This is a genomic window from Streptomyces sp. NBC_00322 (genome assembly GCF_036147535.1).
Lineage (GTDB): Bacteria > Actinomycetota > Actinomycetes > Streptomycetales > Streptomycetaceae > Streptomyces.
Genome location: NZ_CP108019.1, coordinates 1,737,819 through 1,755,985 on the forward strand (window position 1 = coordinate 1,737,819; position 18,167 = coordinate 1,755,985).

At 69.4% G+C, this 18,167-nt stretch carries 15 protein-coding genes; 9 read left to right on the top strand and 6 right to left on the bottom strand.

Features of this window, described 5'->3' with window-relative positions; genetic code table 11:
* Positions 1–26 precede the first annotated feature (26 nt).
* The 9 genes from OG905_RS07890 to OG905_RS07930 all read left to right on the top strand — a co-directional run bounded on the left by OG905_RS07890 (position 27) and on the right by OG905_RS07930 (position 11,068).
* Positions 27–857 (top strand): TetR family transcriptional regulator, encoded by an 831-nt coding sequence (locus OG905_RS07890; RefSeq protein ID WP_328666965.1) that lies wholly within the window; start codon positions 27–29, stop codon positions 855–857.
* Between the two features lie 569 nt (positions 858–1,426).
* Positions 1,427–2,764, top strand: coding sequence for a crotonyl-CoA carboxylase/reductase (gene ccrA / locus OG905_RS07895; protein ID WP_328666966.1), 1,338 nt, complete (start codon positions 1,427–1,429; stop codon positions 2,762–2,764).
* An 11-nt stretch (positions 2,765–2,775) separates the two neighbouring features.
* Positions 2,776–4,788 (top strand): protein meaA, encoded by a 2,013-nt coding sequence (locus OG905_RS07900; protein ID WP_328666967.1) that lies wholly within the window; start codon positions 2,776–2,778, stop codon positions 4,786–4,788.
* Positions 4,785–5,744: an HpcH/HpaI aldolase/citrate lyase family protein gene (locus OG905_RS07905; protein WP_266482990.1), complete on the top strand. Its 960-nt coding sequence runs from the start codon at positions 4,785–4,787 to the stop codon at positions 5,742–5,744. The genes OG905_RS07900 and OG905_RS07905 overlap by 4 nt, the downstream gene beginning before the upstream one ends.
* A gap of 2 nt (positions 5,745–5,746) precedes the next feature.
* Positions 5,747–6,259, top strand: a complete 513-nt coding sequence (locus OG905_RS07910) for a MaoC family dehydratase (RefSeq protein WP_328666968.1) — start codon at positions 5,747–5,749, stop codon at positions 6,257–6,259.
* A gap of 2 nt (positions 6,260–6,261) precedes the next feature.
* Positions 6,262–7,467: an acyl-CoA dehydrogenase family protein gene (locus tag OG905_RS07915; RefSeq protein WP_328666969.1), complete on the top strand. Its 1,206-nt coding sequence runs from the start codon at positions 6,262–6,264 to the stop codon at positions 7,465–7,467.
* 169 nt (positions 7,468–7,636) lie between these two features.
* A complete protein-coding gene (locus OG905_RS07920) occupies positions 7,637–8,284 on the top strand; it encodes a phosphatidylserine decarboxylase (RefSeq protein WP_142212906.1) in 648 nt (215 codons plus the stop codon).
* The gene (pssA, locus tag OG905_RS07925) at positions 8,277–9,134 is read left to right on the top strand and encodes a CDP-diacylglycerol--serine O-phosphatidyltransferase (RefSeq protein WP_266484421.1); all 858 of its coding nucleotides are present in this window, start codon (positions 8,277–8,279) and stop codon (positions 9,132–9,134) included. The genes OG905_RS07920 and pssA overlap by 8 nt, the downstream gene beginning before the upstream one ends.
* Before the next feature lie 95 nt (positions 9,135–9,229).
* Positions 9,230–11,068, top strand: a complete 1,839-nt coding sequence (locus OG905_RS07930; protein ID WP_328666970.1) for an AMP-binding protein — start codon at positions 9,230–9,232, stop codon at positions 11,066–11,068.
* On the opposite strand, the gene OG905_RS39065 is transcribed toward OG905_RS07930, so the two are convergent.
* The 6 genes from OG905_RS39065 to OG905_RS07960 all read right to left on the bottom strand — a co-directional run bounded on the left by OG905_RS39065 (position 11,069) and on the right by OG905_RS07960 (position 17,730).
* Positions 11,069–12,745, bottom strand: a complete 1,677-nt coding sequence (locus tag OG905_RS39065) for a GNAT family N-acetyltransferase (protein ID WP_443043906.1) — start codon at positions 12,743–12,745, stop codon at positions 11,069–11,071. It abuts the gene before it with no gap.
* A gap of 82 nt (positions 12,746–12,827) precedes the next feature.
* On the bottom strand, positions 12,828–14,093 hold the full coding sequence (locus tag OG905_RS07940) for an ABC transporter substrate-binding protein (RefSeq protein WP_328666971.1): 1,266 nt from the start codon (positions 14,091–14,093) through the stop codon (positions 12,828–12,830).
* A gap of 2 nt (positions 14,094–14,095) precedes the next feature.
* Positions 14,096–15,166 carry a branched-chain amino acid ABC transporter permease gene (locus tag OG905_RS07945; RefSeq protein WP_328682109.1) on the bottom strand — a complete coding sequence of 357 codons (1,071 nt, stop codon included), beginning with the start codon at positions 15,164–15,166 and terminating at the stop codon, positions 14,096–14,098.
* Positions 15,167–15,215: 49 nt separating this feature from the next.
* Entirely contained in the window at positions 15,216–16,106 is an 891-nt protein-coding gene (locus tag OG905_RS07950; protein ID WP_328666972.1) for a branched-chain amino acid ABC transporter permease, read from the bottom strand.
* Entirely contained in the window at positions 16,103–16,927 is an 825-nt protein-coding gene (locus OG905_RS07955) for an ABC transporter ATP-binding protein (protein ID WP_328666973.1), read from the bottom strand. Before OG905_RS07955 ends, OG905_RS07950 begins: the two co-directional genes overlap by 4 nt.
* Complete coding sequence (locus OG905_RS07960) at positions 16,924–17,730, bottom strand: ABC transporter ATP-binding protein (protein WP_328666974.1); 807 nt, start codon at positions 17,728–17,730, stop codon at positions 16,924–16,926. Before OG905_RS07960 ends, OG905_RS07955 begins: the two co-directional genes overlap by 4 nt.
* Between the last annotated feature and the right edge of the window lie 437 nt (positions 17,731–18,167).

The window sequence follows — 18,167 nt, forward strand, 5'->3', positions numbered from 1 at the left end:
ACCCGCAGGCGCGCTCGGCTGCACGAATGCAGTACGTTCAGCTCATGCCCCAGCCCGCCAAGCCCACCCGTACCAAAGCCACTCCCGACGCTCCGGAAAGTGCCGCGGGCTCTCGCGCCGCGGCCCAACGCCTCAAGATGCGGCGGGAGCTGGCGGCCGCGGCCATGGAGCTGTTCGCGACCAAGGGCTACGAGGCGACGACCGTCGACGAGATCGCCGCGGCGGCCGGGGTCGCGCGGCGGACCTTCTTCCGCCACTTCCGCTCCAAGGAAGAGGCGATCTTCCCGGACCACGACGACACGCTCGTACGCGCCGAGGCGGTGCTGAACGCGGCTCCGGCGCACGAGCATCCGCTGGACACGGTGTGCCGGGGCATCAAGGAGGTCATGCGGATGTACGCGGCCTCCCCTGCGGTCTCCGTCGAGCGTTACCGCCTGACCCGTGAGGTGCCCACGCTGCGGGAGCGGGAAATCGCCTCGGTGGCCCGCTACGAGCGGCTGTTCACCCGCTATCTGCTGGGCCACTTCGACGAGCGCGACCACCACGACGGCAACGACGACCCGCTGCTGGCGGAGGTGGCCGCGTCCGCGGTCGTCACCGCGCACAACCACGTGCTGCGCCGCTGGCTGCGGGCGGGTGGCCAGGGGGACGTCGAGTCCCAGCTGGACCACGCCTTCGCGATCGTCCGCGACGCGTTCGGCACGGGCATCGGCGCGGGCCGCGCGCCGCAGGGCGAACGGACGGGGCCGGCGGCGGTCTCGACGCGGACGAGCGACGACGTGCTGGTGACGGTGGCGCGGACGGATGCGCCGCTGGACGAGGTCATGCGCACGATCGAGCGCGCGCTGCGCGGTTAGCCCCCACCCCGCCCCGTCCCTTAACCGGGGGCGCTGCCCCCGGACCCCCGCGCCTCAAACTCCCCCAGACTTCGTCCGGGGGGACCCCCTCGGGGCTGGATGTTCAGCCCGTCCGGCGTTCGAGGACACGCGCGAAGCGCGTACGGGGTTCGGGGCGGAGCCCTGATTCGGGAAGGGGCGGGGTGGGGAAAAGAACGCTCCGCGCATACCACCCGCACGCAACCGAACACAGAACGCAACGGCCGCCTCTCCCGAGGCGGCCGTTGTTGCTCACACGTGCCCGCCAGATGACATCCGAGAAAAATTACTGGCACGCAGTGTCTTGCGAGCTGGCACGGCGTGCCATACGTTGGGAGAGTCCGGGCGGCCGGCGTGCAGAGACCACTCGTACGCCGGCTGTCCCCACAAACCATCGGCTTGTGCGCCCGGACGCCTGCGTCACAGGCAACCTCCCGCGCCCACCAGCGCTGCCAAAGCTCCACCCCCGCCGAACCGACGGCACACCTCCACAGCAGCATCCCGACGTTCCCCTCAGCGTTCCCCGAAACGCGCTTCGCCGGAGGCACCCCGTGAAGGAAATCCTGGACGCGATCCAGTCGACGGACAGCACGTCCGCCGACTTCGCCGCACTGCCCATCCCCGACTCGTACCGCGCGGTGACCGTGCACAAGGACGAGGTCGAGATGTTCGCGGGTCTTGAGACCCGCGAGAAGGACCCCCGCAAGTCCCTCCATGTCGAGGACGTGCCGGTTCCCGAACTCGGGCCGGGCGAGGCCCTGGTGGCGGTGATGGCCAGCTCGGTGAACTACAACTCCGTCTGGACCTCCATCTTCGAGCCGATGGCCACCTTCGGCTTCCTGGAGCGGTACGGAAAGCTCTCCGAGCTCACCAAGCGGCACGATCTGCCGTACCACATCATCGGCTCCGACCTCGCGGGCGTCGTGCTGCGCACCGGCCCCGGCGTCAACGCCTGGCGGCCCGGCGACGAGGTCGTCGCGCACTGCCTGTCCGTCGAGCTGGAGTCCTCCGACGGCCACAACGACACGATGCTCGACCCCGAGCAGCGCATCTGGGGCTTCGAGACCAACTTCGGCGGTCTGGCCGAGATCGCGCTGGTGAAGTCCAACCAGCTGATGCCCAAGCCGCAGCACCTGAGCTGGGAGGAGGCCGCGGCTCCGGGCCTGGTCAACTCCACCGCGTACCGCCAGCTCGTCTCGCGCAACGGCGCGGGCATGAAGCAGGGCGACAACGTGCTGATCTGGGGCGCGAGCGGCGGACTCGGTTCGTACGCCACCCAGTTCGCGCTGGCCGGCGGCGCCAACCCGATCTGTGTCGTCTCCAGCCCCCAGAAGGCGGACATCTGCCGCGCGATGGGCGCCGAGGCGATCATCGACCGCAACGCCGAGGGCTACAAGTTCTGGAAGGACGAGCACAACCAGGACCCGCGCGAGTGGAAGCGCTTCGGCAAGCGCATCCGTGAGCTCACCGGCGGCGAGGACGTCGACATCGTCTTCGAGCACCCGGGACGCGAGACCTTCGGCGCGAGCGTGTACGTCACCCGCAAGGGCGGCACGATCGTGACGTGCGCCTCCACCTCCGGCTACAACCACGAGTACGACAACCGCTACCTGTGGATGTCGCTGAAGAAGATCGTGGGCTCGCACTTCGCCAACTACCGCGAGGCGTGGGAAGCCAACCGCCTGGTCGCCAAGGGCAAGATCCACCCGACGCTGTCGAAGGTCTACTCGCTCGACGACACCGGCCAGGCCGCGTACGACGTGCACCGCAACCTCCACCAGGGCAAGGTCGGCGTGCTCGCCCTCGCCCCGCGCGAGGGTCTGGGCGTCCGCGACGAGGAGCTGCGCGCCAAGCACATCGACGGCATCAACCGCTTCCGTAACGTCTGAGAGACGCACACATGACAGAGCGTCAGAAGGACCGGCCGTGGCTCATGCGGACGTACGCCGGTCACTCGACCGCCGAGGCGTCCAACGAGCTCTATCGGCGCAACCTCGCCAAGGGCCAGACCGGCCTGTCGGTCGCGTTCGATCTGCCGACGCAGACGGGCTACGACCCCGACCACATCCTCGCCCGCGGCGAGGTGGGCCGGGTCGGGGTCCCCGTCTCGCATCTTGGTGACATGCGGCGGCTGTTCCAGGACATCCCCCTGGAGCAGATGAACACCTCGATGACGATCAACGCCACCGCGATGTGGCTGCTGGCGCTCTACCAGGTGGTCGCCGAGGAGCAGGGCGCCGACGCCACCAAGCTCCAGGGGACGACGCAGAACGACATCGTCAAGGAGTATCTGTCGCGCGGGACGCATGTCTTCCCGCCCGGCCCCTCGCTCCGGCTGACCACCGACATGATCACGTACACGGTGGCCAACATCCCCAAGTGGAACCCGATCAACATCTGCAGCTACCACCTGCAGGAGGCCGGCGCCACACCGGTCCAGGAGATCTCGTACGCGATGTCCACCGCGATCGCCGTGCTGGACGCCGTCCGCGACTCCGGTCAGGTGCCCGCCGAGAAGTTCGGCGATGTGGTCGCGCGTATCTCCTTCTTCGTGAACGCGGGCGTCCGCTTCATCGAGGAAATGTGCAAGATGCGCGCCTTCGGCCGCATCTGGGACAAGGTCACCCGCGAGCGGTACGGCATCGAGAACGAGAAGCAGCGGCGCTTCCGCTACGGCGTCCAGGTCAACTCGCTCGGCCTGACCGAGGCCCAGCCGGAGAACAACGTCCAGCGCATCGTCCTCGAAATGCTGGCCGTGACACTCTCGAAGGACGCACGCGCGCGTGCCGTCCAACTGCCCGCCTGGAACGAGGCCCTGGGCCTGCCCCGCCCGTGGGACCAGCAGTGGTCGCTGCGTATCCAGCAGGTGCTGGCTCACGAGAGCGACCTGCTGGAGTACGAGGACATCTTCGAGGGTTCGCACGTCATCGAGGCCAAGGTGGACGCCCTGGTCCACGAGTGCCTCGCCGAGATCGCCCGGATCCAGGAGATGGGCGGCGCGATGGCGGCCGTCGAGTCCGGCTATCTCAAGTCGCAGCTGGTCTCCTCGCACGCCGAGCGGCGGGCCCGGATCGAATCGGGCGACGAGAAGATCGTCGGCGTCAATATTTTCGAGACCACCGAACCCAATCCGCTCACCGCGGACCTGGACGAGGCGATCATGACGGTCGACCCGGCCAACGAGGCGCGGGTGGTCAACAAGCTCCACGAGTGGCGCGACAACCGCGACGAGGCCCGGGCGTCCGAGGCGCTGGCCGCGCTGAAGAAGGCTGCCGCGGGATCCACGAACCTGATGGCCGCGACCGTCGAGTGCGCCCGCGCGGGTGTCACGACCGGCGAGTGGTCCTGGGCGCTGCGCGATGTCTTCGGCGAGTTCCGCGCGCCGACGGGCGTCTCCAGCGCACCGGTCGCCGTGACCGCCGAGGCGGGCACGCCGCTCGCTGTCGTACGCGAGAAGGTGTCGCGTACCGCCGACGAGCTCGGCGCAGGACGGCTGCGGCTCCTCGTCGGCAAGCCCGGCCTGGACGGGCACTCCAACGGCGCCGAGCAGATCGCCGTACGGGCCCGCGACGCGGGCTTCGAGGTGGTCTACCAGGGCATCCGGCTCACACCCGAGCAGATCGTCAACGCGGCCCTCGCCGAGGACGTGCACTGCGTGGGCCTGTCGATCCTGTCCGGCTCGCACGCCGAGCTGGTACCGGATGTACTGGAGCGGCTGCGCGAGGCCGGCGCGGCCGATATTCCGGTGATCGTCGGCGGGATCATCCCGAACGCCGACGCCGCCGATCTGAAGGCGGCGGGAGTGGCCGCCGTGTTCACCCCGAAGGACTTCGGCATCACCGAGATCATCGGCCGTATCGTCGACGAGATCCGGAAAGCGAACAAGCTCGACCCTCTGGAGGTCCCCGCATGACCGTCAACCGTCTCCGCCCGCGTCGCTCGTGCCTGGCGGTTCCCGGCTCGAACCCGCGCTTCCTGGAGAAGGCCCAGGGCCTGCCGGCCGACCAGGTCTTCCTGGACCTGGAGGACGCCTGCGCACCGCTGGCCAAGCCCGAGGCCCGGCACACCATCGTCAAGTTCCTCAACGAGGGCGACTGGACGGGCAAGACCAGGGTCGTACGGGTCAACGACTGGACCACCGAGTGGACCTACCGCGACGTCGTCACGGTCGTCGAGGGCGCCGGGCAGAACCTCGACTGCATCATGCTGCCTAAGGTCCAGGACGCCCAGCAGGTCGTCGCTCTCGACCTCCTGCTGACGCAGATCGAGAAGACGATGGGCTTCGAGGTCGGCAAGATCGGCATCGAGGCGCAGATCGAGAACGCGAAGGGCCTGGTGAACGTCGACGACATCGCGGCCGCCTCGCCGCGCGTCGAGACCATCATCTTCGGCCCGGCCGACTTCATGGCATCGATCAACATGAAGTCGCTGGTCGTGGGCGAGCAGCCGCCCGGTTACCCGGCGGACGCGTACCACTACATCCTCATGCGCATCCTGATGGCCGCCCGGACGCACAACCTCCAGGCGATCGACGGCCCGTACCTGCAGATCCGCAACCAGGAGGGCTACCGCGCGGTCGCCCAGCGCGCCGCCGCCCTCGGTTTCGACGGCAAGTGGGTCCTGCACCCGGACCAGGTCGCCGCCGCGAACGAGATCTTCTCGCCCTCGCAGGAGGACTTCGACCACGCCGAGCTGATCCTGGACGCGTACGAGTACTACACCTCCGAGGCGGGCGGCAAGAAGGGCTCGGCGATGCTCGGCGACGAGATGATCGACGAGGCGAGCCGCAAGATGGCGCTGGTCATCTCCGGCAAGGGCCGCGCCGCCGGCATGCAGCGCACCTCTAAGTTCGAAGCCCCGGAGGCCTGATCATGCAGTTCGGACGCACCTATGAGGAGTTCGAGGTCGGCGCGGTCTACAAGCACTGGCCCGGAAAAACGGTCACGGAGTACGACGACCACCTCTTCTGTCTGCTCACCATGAACCACCACCCCCTCCACATGGACACCAACTATGCGGAGAAGACGACGGACTTCGGCAAGAACGTCGTCGTCGGCAATTACATCTACTCGCTGCTCCTCGGCATGTCTGTCCCGGACGTCTCCGGCAAGGCCATCGCCAACCTGGAGATCGAGTCGCTGAAGCACGTCGCGCCGACCTTCCACGGCGACACGATCTACGGCGAGACCACCGTCCTCGACAAGACCCCCTCCCGCTCCAAGAGCGACCGCGGAATCGTCTATGTCGAGACGAAGGGTTACAAGCAGGACGGCACCCTCGTCTGCGTGTTCCGGCGCAAGGTGATGGTCCCGACCGAGACGTACATCAAGGAGCGCGGCGGCGAGCAGCCCGGCCGCCCCCAGCTGAAGCAGCAGGAGAAGTAGCCATGGCCCGTCTCGCCCAGACCGCCGGTCTGACCGACGTCCAGCAGGAAATCCTGGCCACCGTCCGGGACTTCGTCGACAAGGAGATCCTCCCGGTCGCGACCGAGCTGGAGCACCGCGACGAGTACCCGACGCAGATCGTCGAAGGCCTCAAGGAACTCGGCCTGTTCGGGCTGATGATCCCGGAGGAGTACGGCGGCCTGGGCGAGTCGCTGCTCACCTACGCACTGTGCGTCGAGGAGATCGCGCGTGGCTGGATGTCCGTCTCGGGCATCATCAACACGCACTTCATCGTGGCGTACATGCTCAAGCAGCACGGCACCCAGGAACAGAAGGACACCTTCCTGCCGCGGATGGCGCTGGGCGAGGTGCGTGGCGCGTTCTCGATGTCGGAGCCGGGTCTTGGCTCCGATGTGTCGGCCATCACCTCCAAGGGCGTCAAGGACGGCGACGAGTACGTCCTGAACGGCCAGAAGATGTGGCTGACGAACGGCGGAACGTCCACTTTGGTGGCCGTCCTGTGCCGGAGTGACGAAGGACACCCGGAGGGCACAGCCCCCCACAAGTCGATGACGACCTTCCTCGTCGAGAAGGAGTCCGGCTTCGGAGAGGTCCGCCCCGGCCTCACCATCCCCGGCAAGATCGACAAGATGGGTTACAAGGGCGTCGACACGACCGAACTCATCATGGACGGACTGCGCATTCCGGCCAATCGGGTACTGGGCGGCACCACCGGCCGAGGGTTTTACCAAATGATGGACGGGGTGGAAGTCGGCCGCGTGAATGTCGCGGCACGTGGCTGCGGCGTCGCGCAGCGTGCCTTTGAACTGGGCGTCTCCTACGCCCAGCAGCGTCACACCTTCGGCAAGCCGATCGCTCAGCACCAGGCGATTCAGTTCAAGCTGGCCGAGATGGCTACCAAGGTCGAGGCCGCGCATGCGATGATGGTGAACGCGGCACGCAAAAAGGACTCCGGGGAACGAAACGACCTGGAGGCAGGGATGGCGAAGTACCTCGCCTCCGAGTACTGCAAGGAAGTCGTCGAGGACGCCTTCCGTATCCACGGCGGTTACGGCTTCTCCAAGGAGTACGAGATCGAGCGCCTCTACCGTGAGGCTCCGATGCTGCTGATCGGCGAAGGTACCGCCGAGATCCAGAAAATGATCATCGGTCGTCGGCTGCTCGAGGAGTACCGATTCCAGGGTTGATTGTCGCGTTTGAGCCGGATCGGCCGCCAAGACGATCACAGCCTGTCATCGTCTTCCGGCCGCCGACTCGGGCTCTGGCTTTCCCAGTTGCGGCCCGCAACCGATAGCATCGCCCGAAAGCCGCCGTCCCCCCTTGCCAGCGCGGCATCATCCGCTACGAAGGTCATCCATGCCCCACAGCCAAACCTCTGCACCACGCGGCCGCGTCCGCCTTGCGCGCGGAGCATCGCCGTGGCTTCTGCCGACCGTCGCCACCGCTGCCCTCAGCCTGGCCCGCTCGCGCCGCTCGCGGCGTGCGGCGGCCATCGCCGTGCCCACCACCGCGCTCGCGGCGGGCATGCTGTGGTTCTTCCGCGACCCCGAGCGCGAGATCGCCAAGGGCCGCGTCATCTCCCCCGCCGACGGTGTGGTGCAGAGCATCATGCCGTGGAAGGACGGACGCACCCGCGTCGCGATCTTCATGAGCCCGCTGAACGTTCACGTCAACCGCGCCCCCCTCGCGGGCACGGTGACGTCCGTCGAGCACGTACCCGGCGGCTTTGTGCCGGCGTTCAACAAGGAGAGCGAGAACAACGAGCGCGTTGTCTGGCACTTCGACACCGAGCTCGGCGACATCGAGATGGTGCAGATCGCGGGGGCTGTCGCCCGGCGCATCGTGCCGTACATCCCCCAGGGGACGAAGGTCGAGCAGGGCGAGCGCATTGGTCTGATCCGCTTCGGATCGCGCGTTGACATCTACCTGCCGGAAGGTGTCGACGTCGCCGTCGAGGTCGGTCAGACCACGACCGCGGGGGTGACTCGAATTGACCGTGATTGATCCCGACACACAGGCGGGCTGGGTCGCCGAGGCAGAGGCCGAGGACGACGCGGAGGAGATGCCGCTCTCTCTGCGGCTGTCGATAGCCGACACCCTCACGCTCGGTAACGCCACGTGCGGCTTCATGGCGGTGTACTTCACCACCACCGGGATCCTGATCCCGCACCTCACCGGCAGCAACGAGAGCGGCATGGCGCGCAACAGCGCGGCGACCGCCGTGATCCTCATGCTGCTGGCCGCGATCTTCGACCTCTGCGACGGGCTCGTGGCGCGCAAGCTGCGCAGCTCGCCGATGGGCGCGGAGCTGGACAACCTCTCCGACCTGATCAGCTTCGGTCTTGCCCCGGCCTACTTCGTGCTCGTGTACGGAATGGTCGCGGACGACGCCCAGCAGAAGGTCTCGGCAGTGGCCGCGATCGTCGTGCTGCTGGCGGTGGTGCTGAGGCTTGCCAGATTCTCGTGCGTGACCATGAAGGACGGCATGTTCCAGGGCATGCCGAGCCCCTTCGGAGCGCTCACGGTCGTCTCGATCGTGCTGCTCGAGCTGCCGTTCATCCCGACACTGCTGGCGATCATCGGCACGGCATGGCTGATGGTGAGCCGGGTCGAGTACCCCAAGCCGCGAGGTGTCCTCGCGGTGGCGATGCTCGGCTGGATCGTTGCTGCGATGGGGATGCTGGCGGCGTGGGCGTTCGACGCCCCCGGCGGTCAGGTGCTGCTCCAGACCGGCTGCGCGCTGCAGATCGTGATGGCGGCGACGATTCCGCTCTTCGCGACGGCACGACGTGTGAACACGTTCCGTGACAACCGGCGCGAGAACCGCGAGGCAAGGGCTGCTCAACTCCCCTAGAGCAGCCTGTGAGCAAGGTGAGGGCCCGGGTGCGATCCGCATCCGGGCCCTCCCGGGCCCTCGTCATGTCCCATGCCTTCTGGAAAGATCGGTCCATGCCAGGGGGAGCGCTTCATCAGCTGTTCGAGGACAGGGTGCGGGCCGAGCCGGACCGTACCGCCGTGATCACCGACCGTGCCCGGCTGAGCTATCGCCGGCTGGACGAGCGGGCCAACCGGCTGGCCCGGCATCTGACCGAGACCGTGCGACTGCCGGCCGGTGGCCTCGTCGCCATACGCACCGTACGCACCCCGGATGCGCTGGTCGCCGTCCTGGGCGTGCTCAAGGCGGGCGGAGCATACGCCGTCATCGGGCCCGAGCGCACCGAGCCGCCAGGCCTCGATGCCCGGGCCCTCATCACACACCAGGCCCATCTGGCCCGCGTCGACGACGGCAGCGGGCGGCCTGTCATCTGCCTGGACACGGACGCCGCGGCCATCGAGGCCCACTCCGGCGATCCGCTCGACGAGCCCGCGGCCACGGGGGCGCAGGCTGCGGTGCTGTTCACCGCCGGGACGACGGGCGCGCGCCGCAGCGTGCCCGTCTCGCACGAGTTACTGAGGGCCGCGTACGACGCCTGGGCGGAGGCCTACCGGCTCTCCGGCGACGACCAGGTCCTGGTGACGGCCGCGCCGGACACCACCGAGTTCAACAGCGGCTGGATACGGACCCTGGGCGCGGGCGCCACGCTGGTGCTCACCCGGCGCGAGGCGTTCACCGTGGCCGACACCGATCCGGTCACGGCGGCATCGCTGCTGGACGGCACCGAGAGGCCGGGGCTGCGGCTGGTCGCGATCGGCGGAGAACGGCTCCGGCTCGACGAACAGGTGCGGCTGGGAAGCAGGCTCGCCCCGGGCGCGCGGCTGATCAGCGTGTACGGGCCCACCGAGGTCGCCGGGTGCGGGACCTGGTTCGAGACCGGCCAGCTGCCGGGGCCGGTCGAGGATCCCGAGCGGCACGCCTACCTCGGGCAGCCGTTCCCCGGCTGCGAAGCGCGGATCCGCAAGGGGCAGATCTGGCTCACGCCGCCCGGCGGCGGTGACGCGGTGCCCACGGGGGATCTCGGGCGGCGGGAAGGCTCGGGGCCGCTGGAGTTCCGGGGCCGGATGGCGCACCGGGTCAAGGTCGACGGGCGAACCGTCGACACCTACCGGGTGGAGGCGGCGCTCGCCGGGCATCCGCGGGTCGACGAGGCGGTCGTCGGGGAGGGCGGCGGGCGGCTGATCGCCTATGTGCTGCCGGCCCCGAGAAGTGCGTCCCCGGGGGCGGAGACCTTACGGAGCCATCTCACCGGCGTCGTACCGGCCGCGGACATCCCGCGCACGGTGGTGCCGATCAAGTCGCTGCCGCGCAACAGCGCCGGGAAGGTGGACCGCAAGGCGCTGGTGCGCCCGCCGGCCCGGTCCGCCTCGAGCAGGTCGGTCGGCAGCAAGGGTGGCGGCGGAGCGCTCACGGCCGAGGACCGGGCTGTCGCAGGGCTGGCCGTGGCGTTCCCGGTCGCGATCATGTCGTTCCTCTTCACCGACGTCATCTGGCCGGGCTCCACCGATCTCTCCCTGGTGCCCGACCCATGGGCCTGGTTCTTCCGGGGGCTGTACGTCGCCGAGAGCCTGGCCCTCGCGGCCGGGGTGTGGTTCCTGATCGGCGGGCGAAGGCTGATGTCGAGCCTGGGCAGGCCGAAGGGACTGACGACCGCGGCCCATCTGGCCATCGTCTATCTGCTCGCCTCCTGGTGGCCGCAGGACAATCTGTACCGGCTGGCGGCCAAGGCGGACTGGCCACGGCAGGCGGCGCTCGTCTACACCTTCAATGTGCCGCTGATGATCGCGGCGGGTGTGGTGGCGACCTGGGCCACGTGGGGAGCGTTGAAGTCCGATCCGGAAGACCAGAAGTGATCAGTCGAAGATCCGGGCCAGGTCGTGGCTCGCGGCGCGCACCAGGGCCTCTGCCGCGTCCAGCCGCGCTGCCGTACGGGCCGCGATGAGCACACCCACGTACGGATCGGGTTCGTAGCCTGCTGTGGGGATCGACGGGACGAGACGTGCGTCGATCCCCGCGCAGCGGCCCGTCAACTCCCGTAGGAACAGCATCAGTTCCGGCTCGGGCAGACGGGCGCCGAGCGGAACGCGGTCCAGTGACCGTACGAGATGGTCGCCGCCGCGGATCTCATCGAGGCGCAGCTTCACCATGAACGCGGCCGAGGGACCCGTGAGGCGCAGATTGATCTCGGTCGGGGCGAGCCGCCCGTCGGGGCCAGTCACGAAGTCGACGTCGAACCAGCCGCGGTAGCCGCTCGCCGCGAGCTCCCGGCCGACCGCGTGCCCGAACCGCAGGGCATGCGAGGCGAGTTCGTCCGGCACGGCTGCGGGGCCCACGGTCGCCCCGCGGTACACCGTGTCCTCGACATCCATCGCCGCGACGCCCACATCGTGGACCTGCCCCTGGGCGTCGATCAGCCCGTCGTACGTCGGATCGCTCGGCGTCCAGTCGCCCGTGATGAACTCCTCGAGGAGCAGCGGGCCGCGCGGCAGCGTGCGCGCCCGGGCCCGGCCGGTCAGCACATGGGTGCCCGAACCTCCCGCGCCGTGCTCGGTCTTGACGACGGTGGCCGCACCGGCGCGGGCCCTTGCGGCGATCAGCCGGGCCGCCACACGGCGGGTGGCGGGCGTCCACCGCTCGGGCACCACGATGGCGGGATGCTCGGGGGCGAGCTGCCGGAAGAGGGCGTGGGAGGCCCGTTTGGACTCGTAGCGCAGGGCGTCCGGCGGGAGTCGGCGTCCGGAGAGCTCGCCGGACGCCTCGGTGTGGCCCCAGGGCACGAAGGGCAGACCGAGCGCGCGCAGATTCCGGACCAGGGCGGGGCGGGCCAGCACCTCGGGGCCGGTGAGGCCCTCGTACACCTCGACCATGCCCCAGCCGAGCTGCCGACCGACCATGTCGATCCACCCGCCGGGTACGGTCCCGGGCAGAACGAGCGCCGCCGGGTGCGGGCTCGCGAAGGCGGCCAAGCAGGCGTAGTGGTCGGCCGCCCGCCGCGCCTCGTCCGTCACCTCGCCGAACTGGCCCTGGAACTCCGCGACATTGCCCAGATGCACCGCCCGCCGCCCGTCCGTCCAGGCCTGCGCCCAGCCGGGGCGCGGGGTCAGCGTCACCTCCAGGCGCGGCAGCTCCCGCCCGGCGTCCGGGACGGGACGTGCGCCCATCGCCCGGTAGAAGGGCTCGGCGTTCGGGTCGGCGTCGATGGCCAGCCGCTTGAAGCCCAACTGCCGTGCGGTGTCGAGGACATACGCGTAGAGGGTCCTGCCGACTCCGCCGCCGATCGCCCACGGTTCGACGAACAGCAGGCCCAGCTCACCGTCGGGTGCCTCGCCCTCCAGAGATGCGACGCCGAGCACCGCGGTGTCGTTCTCCGCGACGACGATGCGGCGTGCCGCCAACTCCCCCGCTCGGATGGCGAGTTCGTCGCGGCACGCCGCCAGGAATGCCTCGTCGTAGCCCCAGTGCGCTTTGGAACGCAGGACCAGGGCGGTCAGGGCATCGGCTTCATCGGGACGGGCGTCACGTATCCACACACGGCGACCTTAGGCGTCCACCCCGCGCCTCAATCGCCGGGAGCCGAATGTTCAGCCCGTCCGGCGACTGAGGAAACTCCCCTCAGCCACCCGCCTTGTAGGACTCCGCCGCCTTCGCAACGGTCGCGGGCCGCACCACCTTCAGACCGCCCGGCACCTTGAGGTCCGGCTTCATGATCAGGCTCTGCCGGGTCGACGGTGCCGCGGGGTCGGAGAAGTTGTTCGTGATGCCGAAGCCGTTGTCGTACGAGGAGATGGTGAGCAGCGCCTTGTCGATGCCCTCCCGTGTCAGGTCCTTGGCCGCGCAGGCCTTCTTCAGCACCTCGCCATAGACACTCGCTGCCGTGTAACCGGCGACCACGCCGTTGTCGAGGCCGTCCTTGGGGTACGCGGCCTTGTACTCCTTGGCGAGCTTGGCCGGACCCGCGCCCGGGTCTCCGATGGGGAGGGTGGAGGCGGCGACGTAGTAGTCCTTCGTCAGCGCGGGCGCCGCCGGGGTGCCCAGCAGCTGCGGAGCGAAGGCCGAGTTGTTGCCGACCATGGGGACGTTGAACCCGCCCGCCGCGGCGACGCCGACAAGCGAGGCCGCCTGGCGTGGTCCGGCGCTGATCAGGACCGCCTTGACGCCTGCCTTCTTGAGCGCGGCGACCTGAGCGGACATGTCGTTGTCGGTGGGCTTGATCTTCTGCTCGACGACGGTCAGACCGGCCTGCTGCGCCGCGTACTTGGAGCCCTTCAGCGCGTTCTCTCCGAAGTCGCCCTCGAAGTAGACGTGGCCGATCTTGTCGCCCTTGGCGATGCGCTTCTGGCTGAGCAGATAGTCGACGGCGTTGATCGTCTCGATGTCGTACGTCGCTCCCACGACCCGGATGTACGGGCTGCCCAGCAGCGATGCCGACCAGGCCTGGGGCACCACGAGTGCCTTGTCCTGGCCGTCGATGCGGCCCTTGACCGCAGCGACGAAGGGCGAGCCGATGAACTGCGAGAAGCCGAGCACCTTCGGTTCGAGTTCGGTGTACCCGGCGACGGCCTTCTGCGGGTCGTAGCCGTGGTCGCGGATGGTCAGTTCGATGCTGCGGCCGCAGATGCCGCCGGCAGCGTTGGTCTGCTTCGCCCACAGCTGCTGCGCCTGGGTGACGCTCTTGCCGAGCGAGGCGTAGACGCCGGTCATGTCGGTGAGCACGCCCAGGTTGATGGCCTTGGCCGTGACGCCTTCGCCGGTCTTCACCCCTCCGGCGTCCTTCTCGTCGCCGCCGCCCTCGGTGGCCTTCGAGCTGCATCCGGCGAGGGCGGAGCTGGTCAGGGCCAGGGCCGCGGCCAGCGCCGCCGCGTACAGACGTGGCTTCATGTCTACTCCCTTGGGGTCTTGCGTGAGGTGATGAGACGGGTGAGTCCGCCGGGCAGGAAGAGGACGACCGCGACTACCGCGGCGCCGTACAGATAGCGCGATGCCTCACCGGGTGCGACGCCGCCCGTGCCGGGGGCGGAGACCAGCGGGAGGGTGTCGCTGTAGTGGGTGAGGATCTGGGGCAGCAGGGAGACGAAGACCGCGCCGACGACGGCGCCGGCGACCGTGCCGAGGCCCCCGATCACGATCATGGCGAGGAATTCGAGGGAAAGGATCACCCCGAAGTACTCGGGGACGGTGCGCTGGAAGACCAGGGCGATCAGTACACCGGCGAGTCCCGCGTACATCGAGGACAGGACGAAGACGGCGGCCCGGTAGCGGGCGACCGGTACGCCCATGACGCCCGCGGCGATGCGGTGGTCGCGGATCGCGTTCATGGCGCGGCCGGGGCGGCCCCGTAGCACTCCGCGGGCAAAGAGGCCGCAGCCGATGAGGGCGAGCAGTGCCACGTACCAGAGCTTCTCGGCTGACTCGAAGGGAACGGCTGCGATGACCGTCTCGCTGTCGTCGAAGTCGATACCGAAGAGCGAGAGGGGCGGAACGGCCCGGCCGTTGAATCCTCCTGTCAGGTCACGGGCGTTGAAGAGGACGTGCTGGCCGATGAAGATCAGCGCGAGCGTCGCGATGCCGAGATACGCGCCGCGCAGCCGCCCCGCGATGGGGCTGAACAGACCGCCTGCCGCGCCCGCGACGAGCACCGCGAGTACCGCGGCGAGCCAGGTCGGCAGGCCGAGGCCGGTGAGGCGGTGGCCGTTCTCGACTCCGCTCTCGCCCGCCAGGACGCAGTAGCTGTACGCGCCCACCGCGAGGAAGAAGGCGTGCCCCATCGACAGCTGTCCGGTGGCACCGGTGAGGAGGTTGATGCCGATCGCGCCGATCGCGGCGGCCATCGCGAAGAGTCCGGCCTGCAGCCAGAAGCGGTCGAGGTAGAAGGGCAGGGCGAGGAGCAGGACGGTGCCGGCGATCCAGAGGTACGCCTTGGCCCTCTTCACGTACGCCCTGGGGCTTTTCACGTACGCCTTGACGCTCCTGGCAACGTACGCCTTGGGGTTCTTCAGCGTCTCAGACACGAGCCGGCTCCTTTGTCCCGAAGAGACCGGCGGGCCTGATGAGCAGGACAAGCGCCATCACCAGATACGGCGCGAGATCGCCGATCCCCCGGCCCAGGAAGGACAGTTCGCTCTGGTACCCGGTGGCGAAGGACTCGGTGACGCCGACGATCAGACCTCCCGCGAGCGCGCCGGTCGTGGAGTCGAGCCCGCCGAGGATCGCCGCCGGGAAGGCCTTGAGTGCGGCGAGCGAGGTGGCGCGTTCGAGCCCCGGCGTCGGGAAGACGGTGAGGAAGAGCGCGGCGACCGCGGCGAGCGCGCCCGCGACCGCCCAGGCGGCGAGCGAGACCCGGCCCAGGCGTACCCCCATCAGTGCGGCGGTCTCGGGATTCTCGGCCGCCGCGCGCATCGACACGCCCCACGAGGTGTACCGGAACGCGAGCAGGAACACGGTGATGAGCAGGGCCGCCGAGACGAAGGCGGCGATTCGGGTCTGCGCGATGGTGATGTCCCCGATGGTGACGACGTGGTCTCCCCACGGGTCACCGAGCGCGAGGACGTCCGTGCCGATACGGCGGGTGAGTTCGGTGGTCAGGAGAATGTCGACGCCGATGGTGACGATGGCCAGGACGCTGTGGTCGGAACCCCGGTAGCGGCGCATGACGAGGAATTCCACGGCCGCGCCCACCAGGGCCGCGCCCGCGATGCCGACGGCGAGCGCCGCCCAGAAGCCGATGTCGTCGTGGAGTACGGCGGTGACATAGCCGCCCGCGAGCAGCAGGGACGCGTGGGCGAAGTTGACGACCTCGGTGGCTTTGAAGATGACGACGAAGCCGAGCGCGATCAGCGCGTAGACGGAGCCGATGGAGAGTCCGCCGAGGAGTAGTTCGACGAAGGTCGTCATACCTGCGCCTCCGTTCCGAGATAGGCCTGTACGACGGCCGGGTCGCTCTGTACCTGGGCGGGGGTGCCGTCGGCGATCCGGCGCCCGAAGTCGAGTACGGTCACGGCGTCCGCGAGCCGCATCACCACCCCCATGTCGTGTTCGACGAGCACGATGGATATGCCGAGGCTGTCGCGCACGCCCGCGATGACGGAGGCGGTCTGCCGCCGCTCGTCCGCGGTCATCCCGGCGACGGGCTCGTCGAGGAGCAGCAGCCGCGGTTCCATGCACAGGGCGCGGCCGAGTTCGACGAGCTTCTGCTTTCCGTACGGGAGTGCTCCCGCGGGCCGGTCCAGATCGCCGCCGAGTCCGGTGAACTCCGCGATCTCCCATACCCGGTCCAGATGTTGACGCGCCTCGCGGGCGGCGGACGGCAGCCGCAGCCCGGCGGCGAGGAACCCGGCGCGGGTGAGCCGGTGCCTGCCGAGCAGCAGGCTGTCGGCGACGGTGGCGTGCGGCGGAAGCGCGAGGTTCTGGAAGGTACGGGCGATACCGAGGGCGGCGATGCGGTCGGGAGGGAGCCCGGTGAGCTCCCTCTCGCCGAAGCGGACACTGCCGGAGGTGGCCCGGTAGACGCCGGACAGGACGTTGAAGGTGGTGGACTTGCCGGCGCCGTTGGGGCCGATGAGGGCGTGGACGCTGCCGGGTGCGACGGTGAAGGAGACGGAGTCGAGGGCGGTGAGCCCGGCGAAGCGGACGGTGAGGTCCGTGACGGTCAGGGCGGGGACCGCGGGAGCGGGGGGTGTCGTCGTGCCCTCCCCGGCGGTACGGGGTGCGCTCATGCCGACCACCTGCTCAGCGTCGGCGCCGCCGCTTCCGCGCTGACCGCGTCGGCCGCAGCCGTCTCGTCGACCACGCCCAGGTAGCGGCGGCGTACCTCGTCCGAGGAGGCGAGCTCGTCCGCCGGGCCCGAGAGGGCGACCTCGCCCACGTCGAGTACGTACGCCGTCGAGGCCAGCCGCAGCGCGATCGCCGCGTTCTGCTCGACCAGCAGGACCGATGTGCCGGCGGCGTTGATCTCCTGAACGGTCTCGGCGATGCGCGCCGCCATCAGCGGGGCGAGGCCGAGCGACGGCTCGTCGAGCAGCAGAAGCCGTGGCCGGGCCATCAACGCCCGTCCCATCGCGAGCATTTGCTGCTCGCCGCCCGACAGCAGTCCGGCACGCTGGTGCGCGCGGTCGGCGAGGACGGGGAAGAGCTCATGCACCCGGGCGAGAGCCTCGGCACTCGACCGGCGCCCGCCGGTCGCGCCCAGTGCACCCGCCCGGAGATTGTCGGCGACGGTCATCCGTGCGAAGACCTGCCGTCCCTCCGGGACCTGGACGACGCCCGCGGCGACGACCGCGGCCGCGCTCAGCCCTTCCAGCGGACGGCCGTCGTAGCTGATGCTGCCGGACGTGACGCGGCCACGCTGAAAACCGAGGGTGCGGGAGACGGCGCGCAGCAGGGTCGATTTGCCGGCACCGTTGCCGCCGAGGACGGCGACGATCGCGCCCTCGGGCACATCGACGGAGACGTCGCGCAGTGCCCGTACCGGCCCGTAGCCGACGGACAGCGCACGCACTTCGAGCGAGGTGGCAGCCATGTGGACCCCCTTTCCGGGCTTGTTCGAATTGCCCTGTGGGGGCACAGACCAGCACCGGTCCGCCGTACCGTCCAGCCGGTATGCGCGAATCGCTGCGTATGACCAGCGATGCGGCGCGCGCATTGTGCACCGGCACAAGGGCGCGGCGGGGGTAGCGGGTCGTGGGGTTACCCGGTGCCGCGCGGCGTTTGGGGCGCGGGGTGCGGGGTTGCCCGGTGCGGTGCCGGTGACCGTCCAGGGCGCGGGGTGCGGGGTTACCCGGTGCGGTGCCGGTGACCGTCCGGGGCGCAGGTCACGGGGTTACCCGGTGCCGCGGGGTGGGCGCCTGGGGTCCGCTCCGGGGTAGAGCCGGGACTGCATGATTTACGGCGCGTCTCAGCCGTACCGCAGGGCACAGGCGTCCCCGCGCCACAAATCACGCTCTACGTCCCGACTCC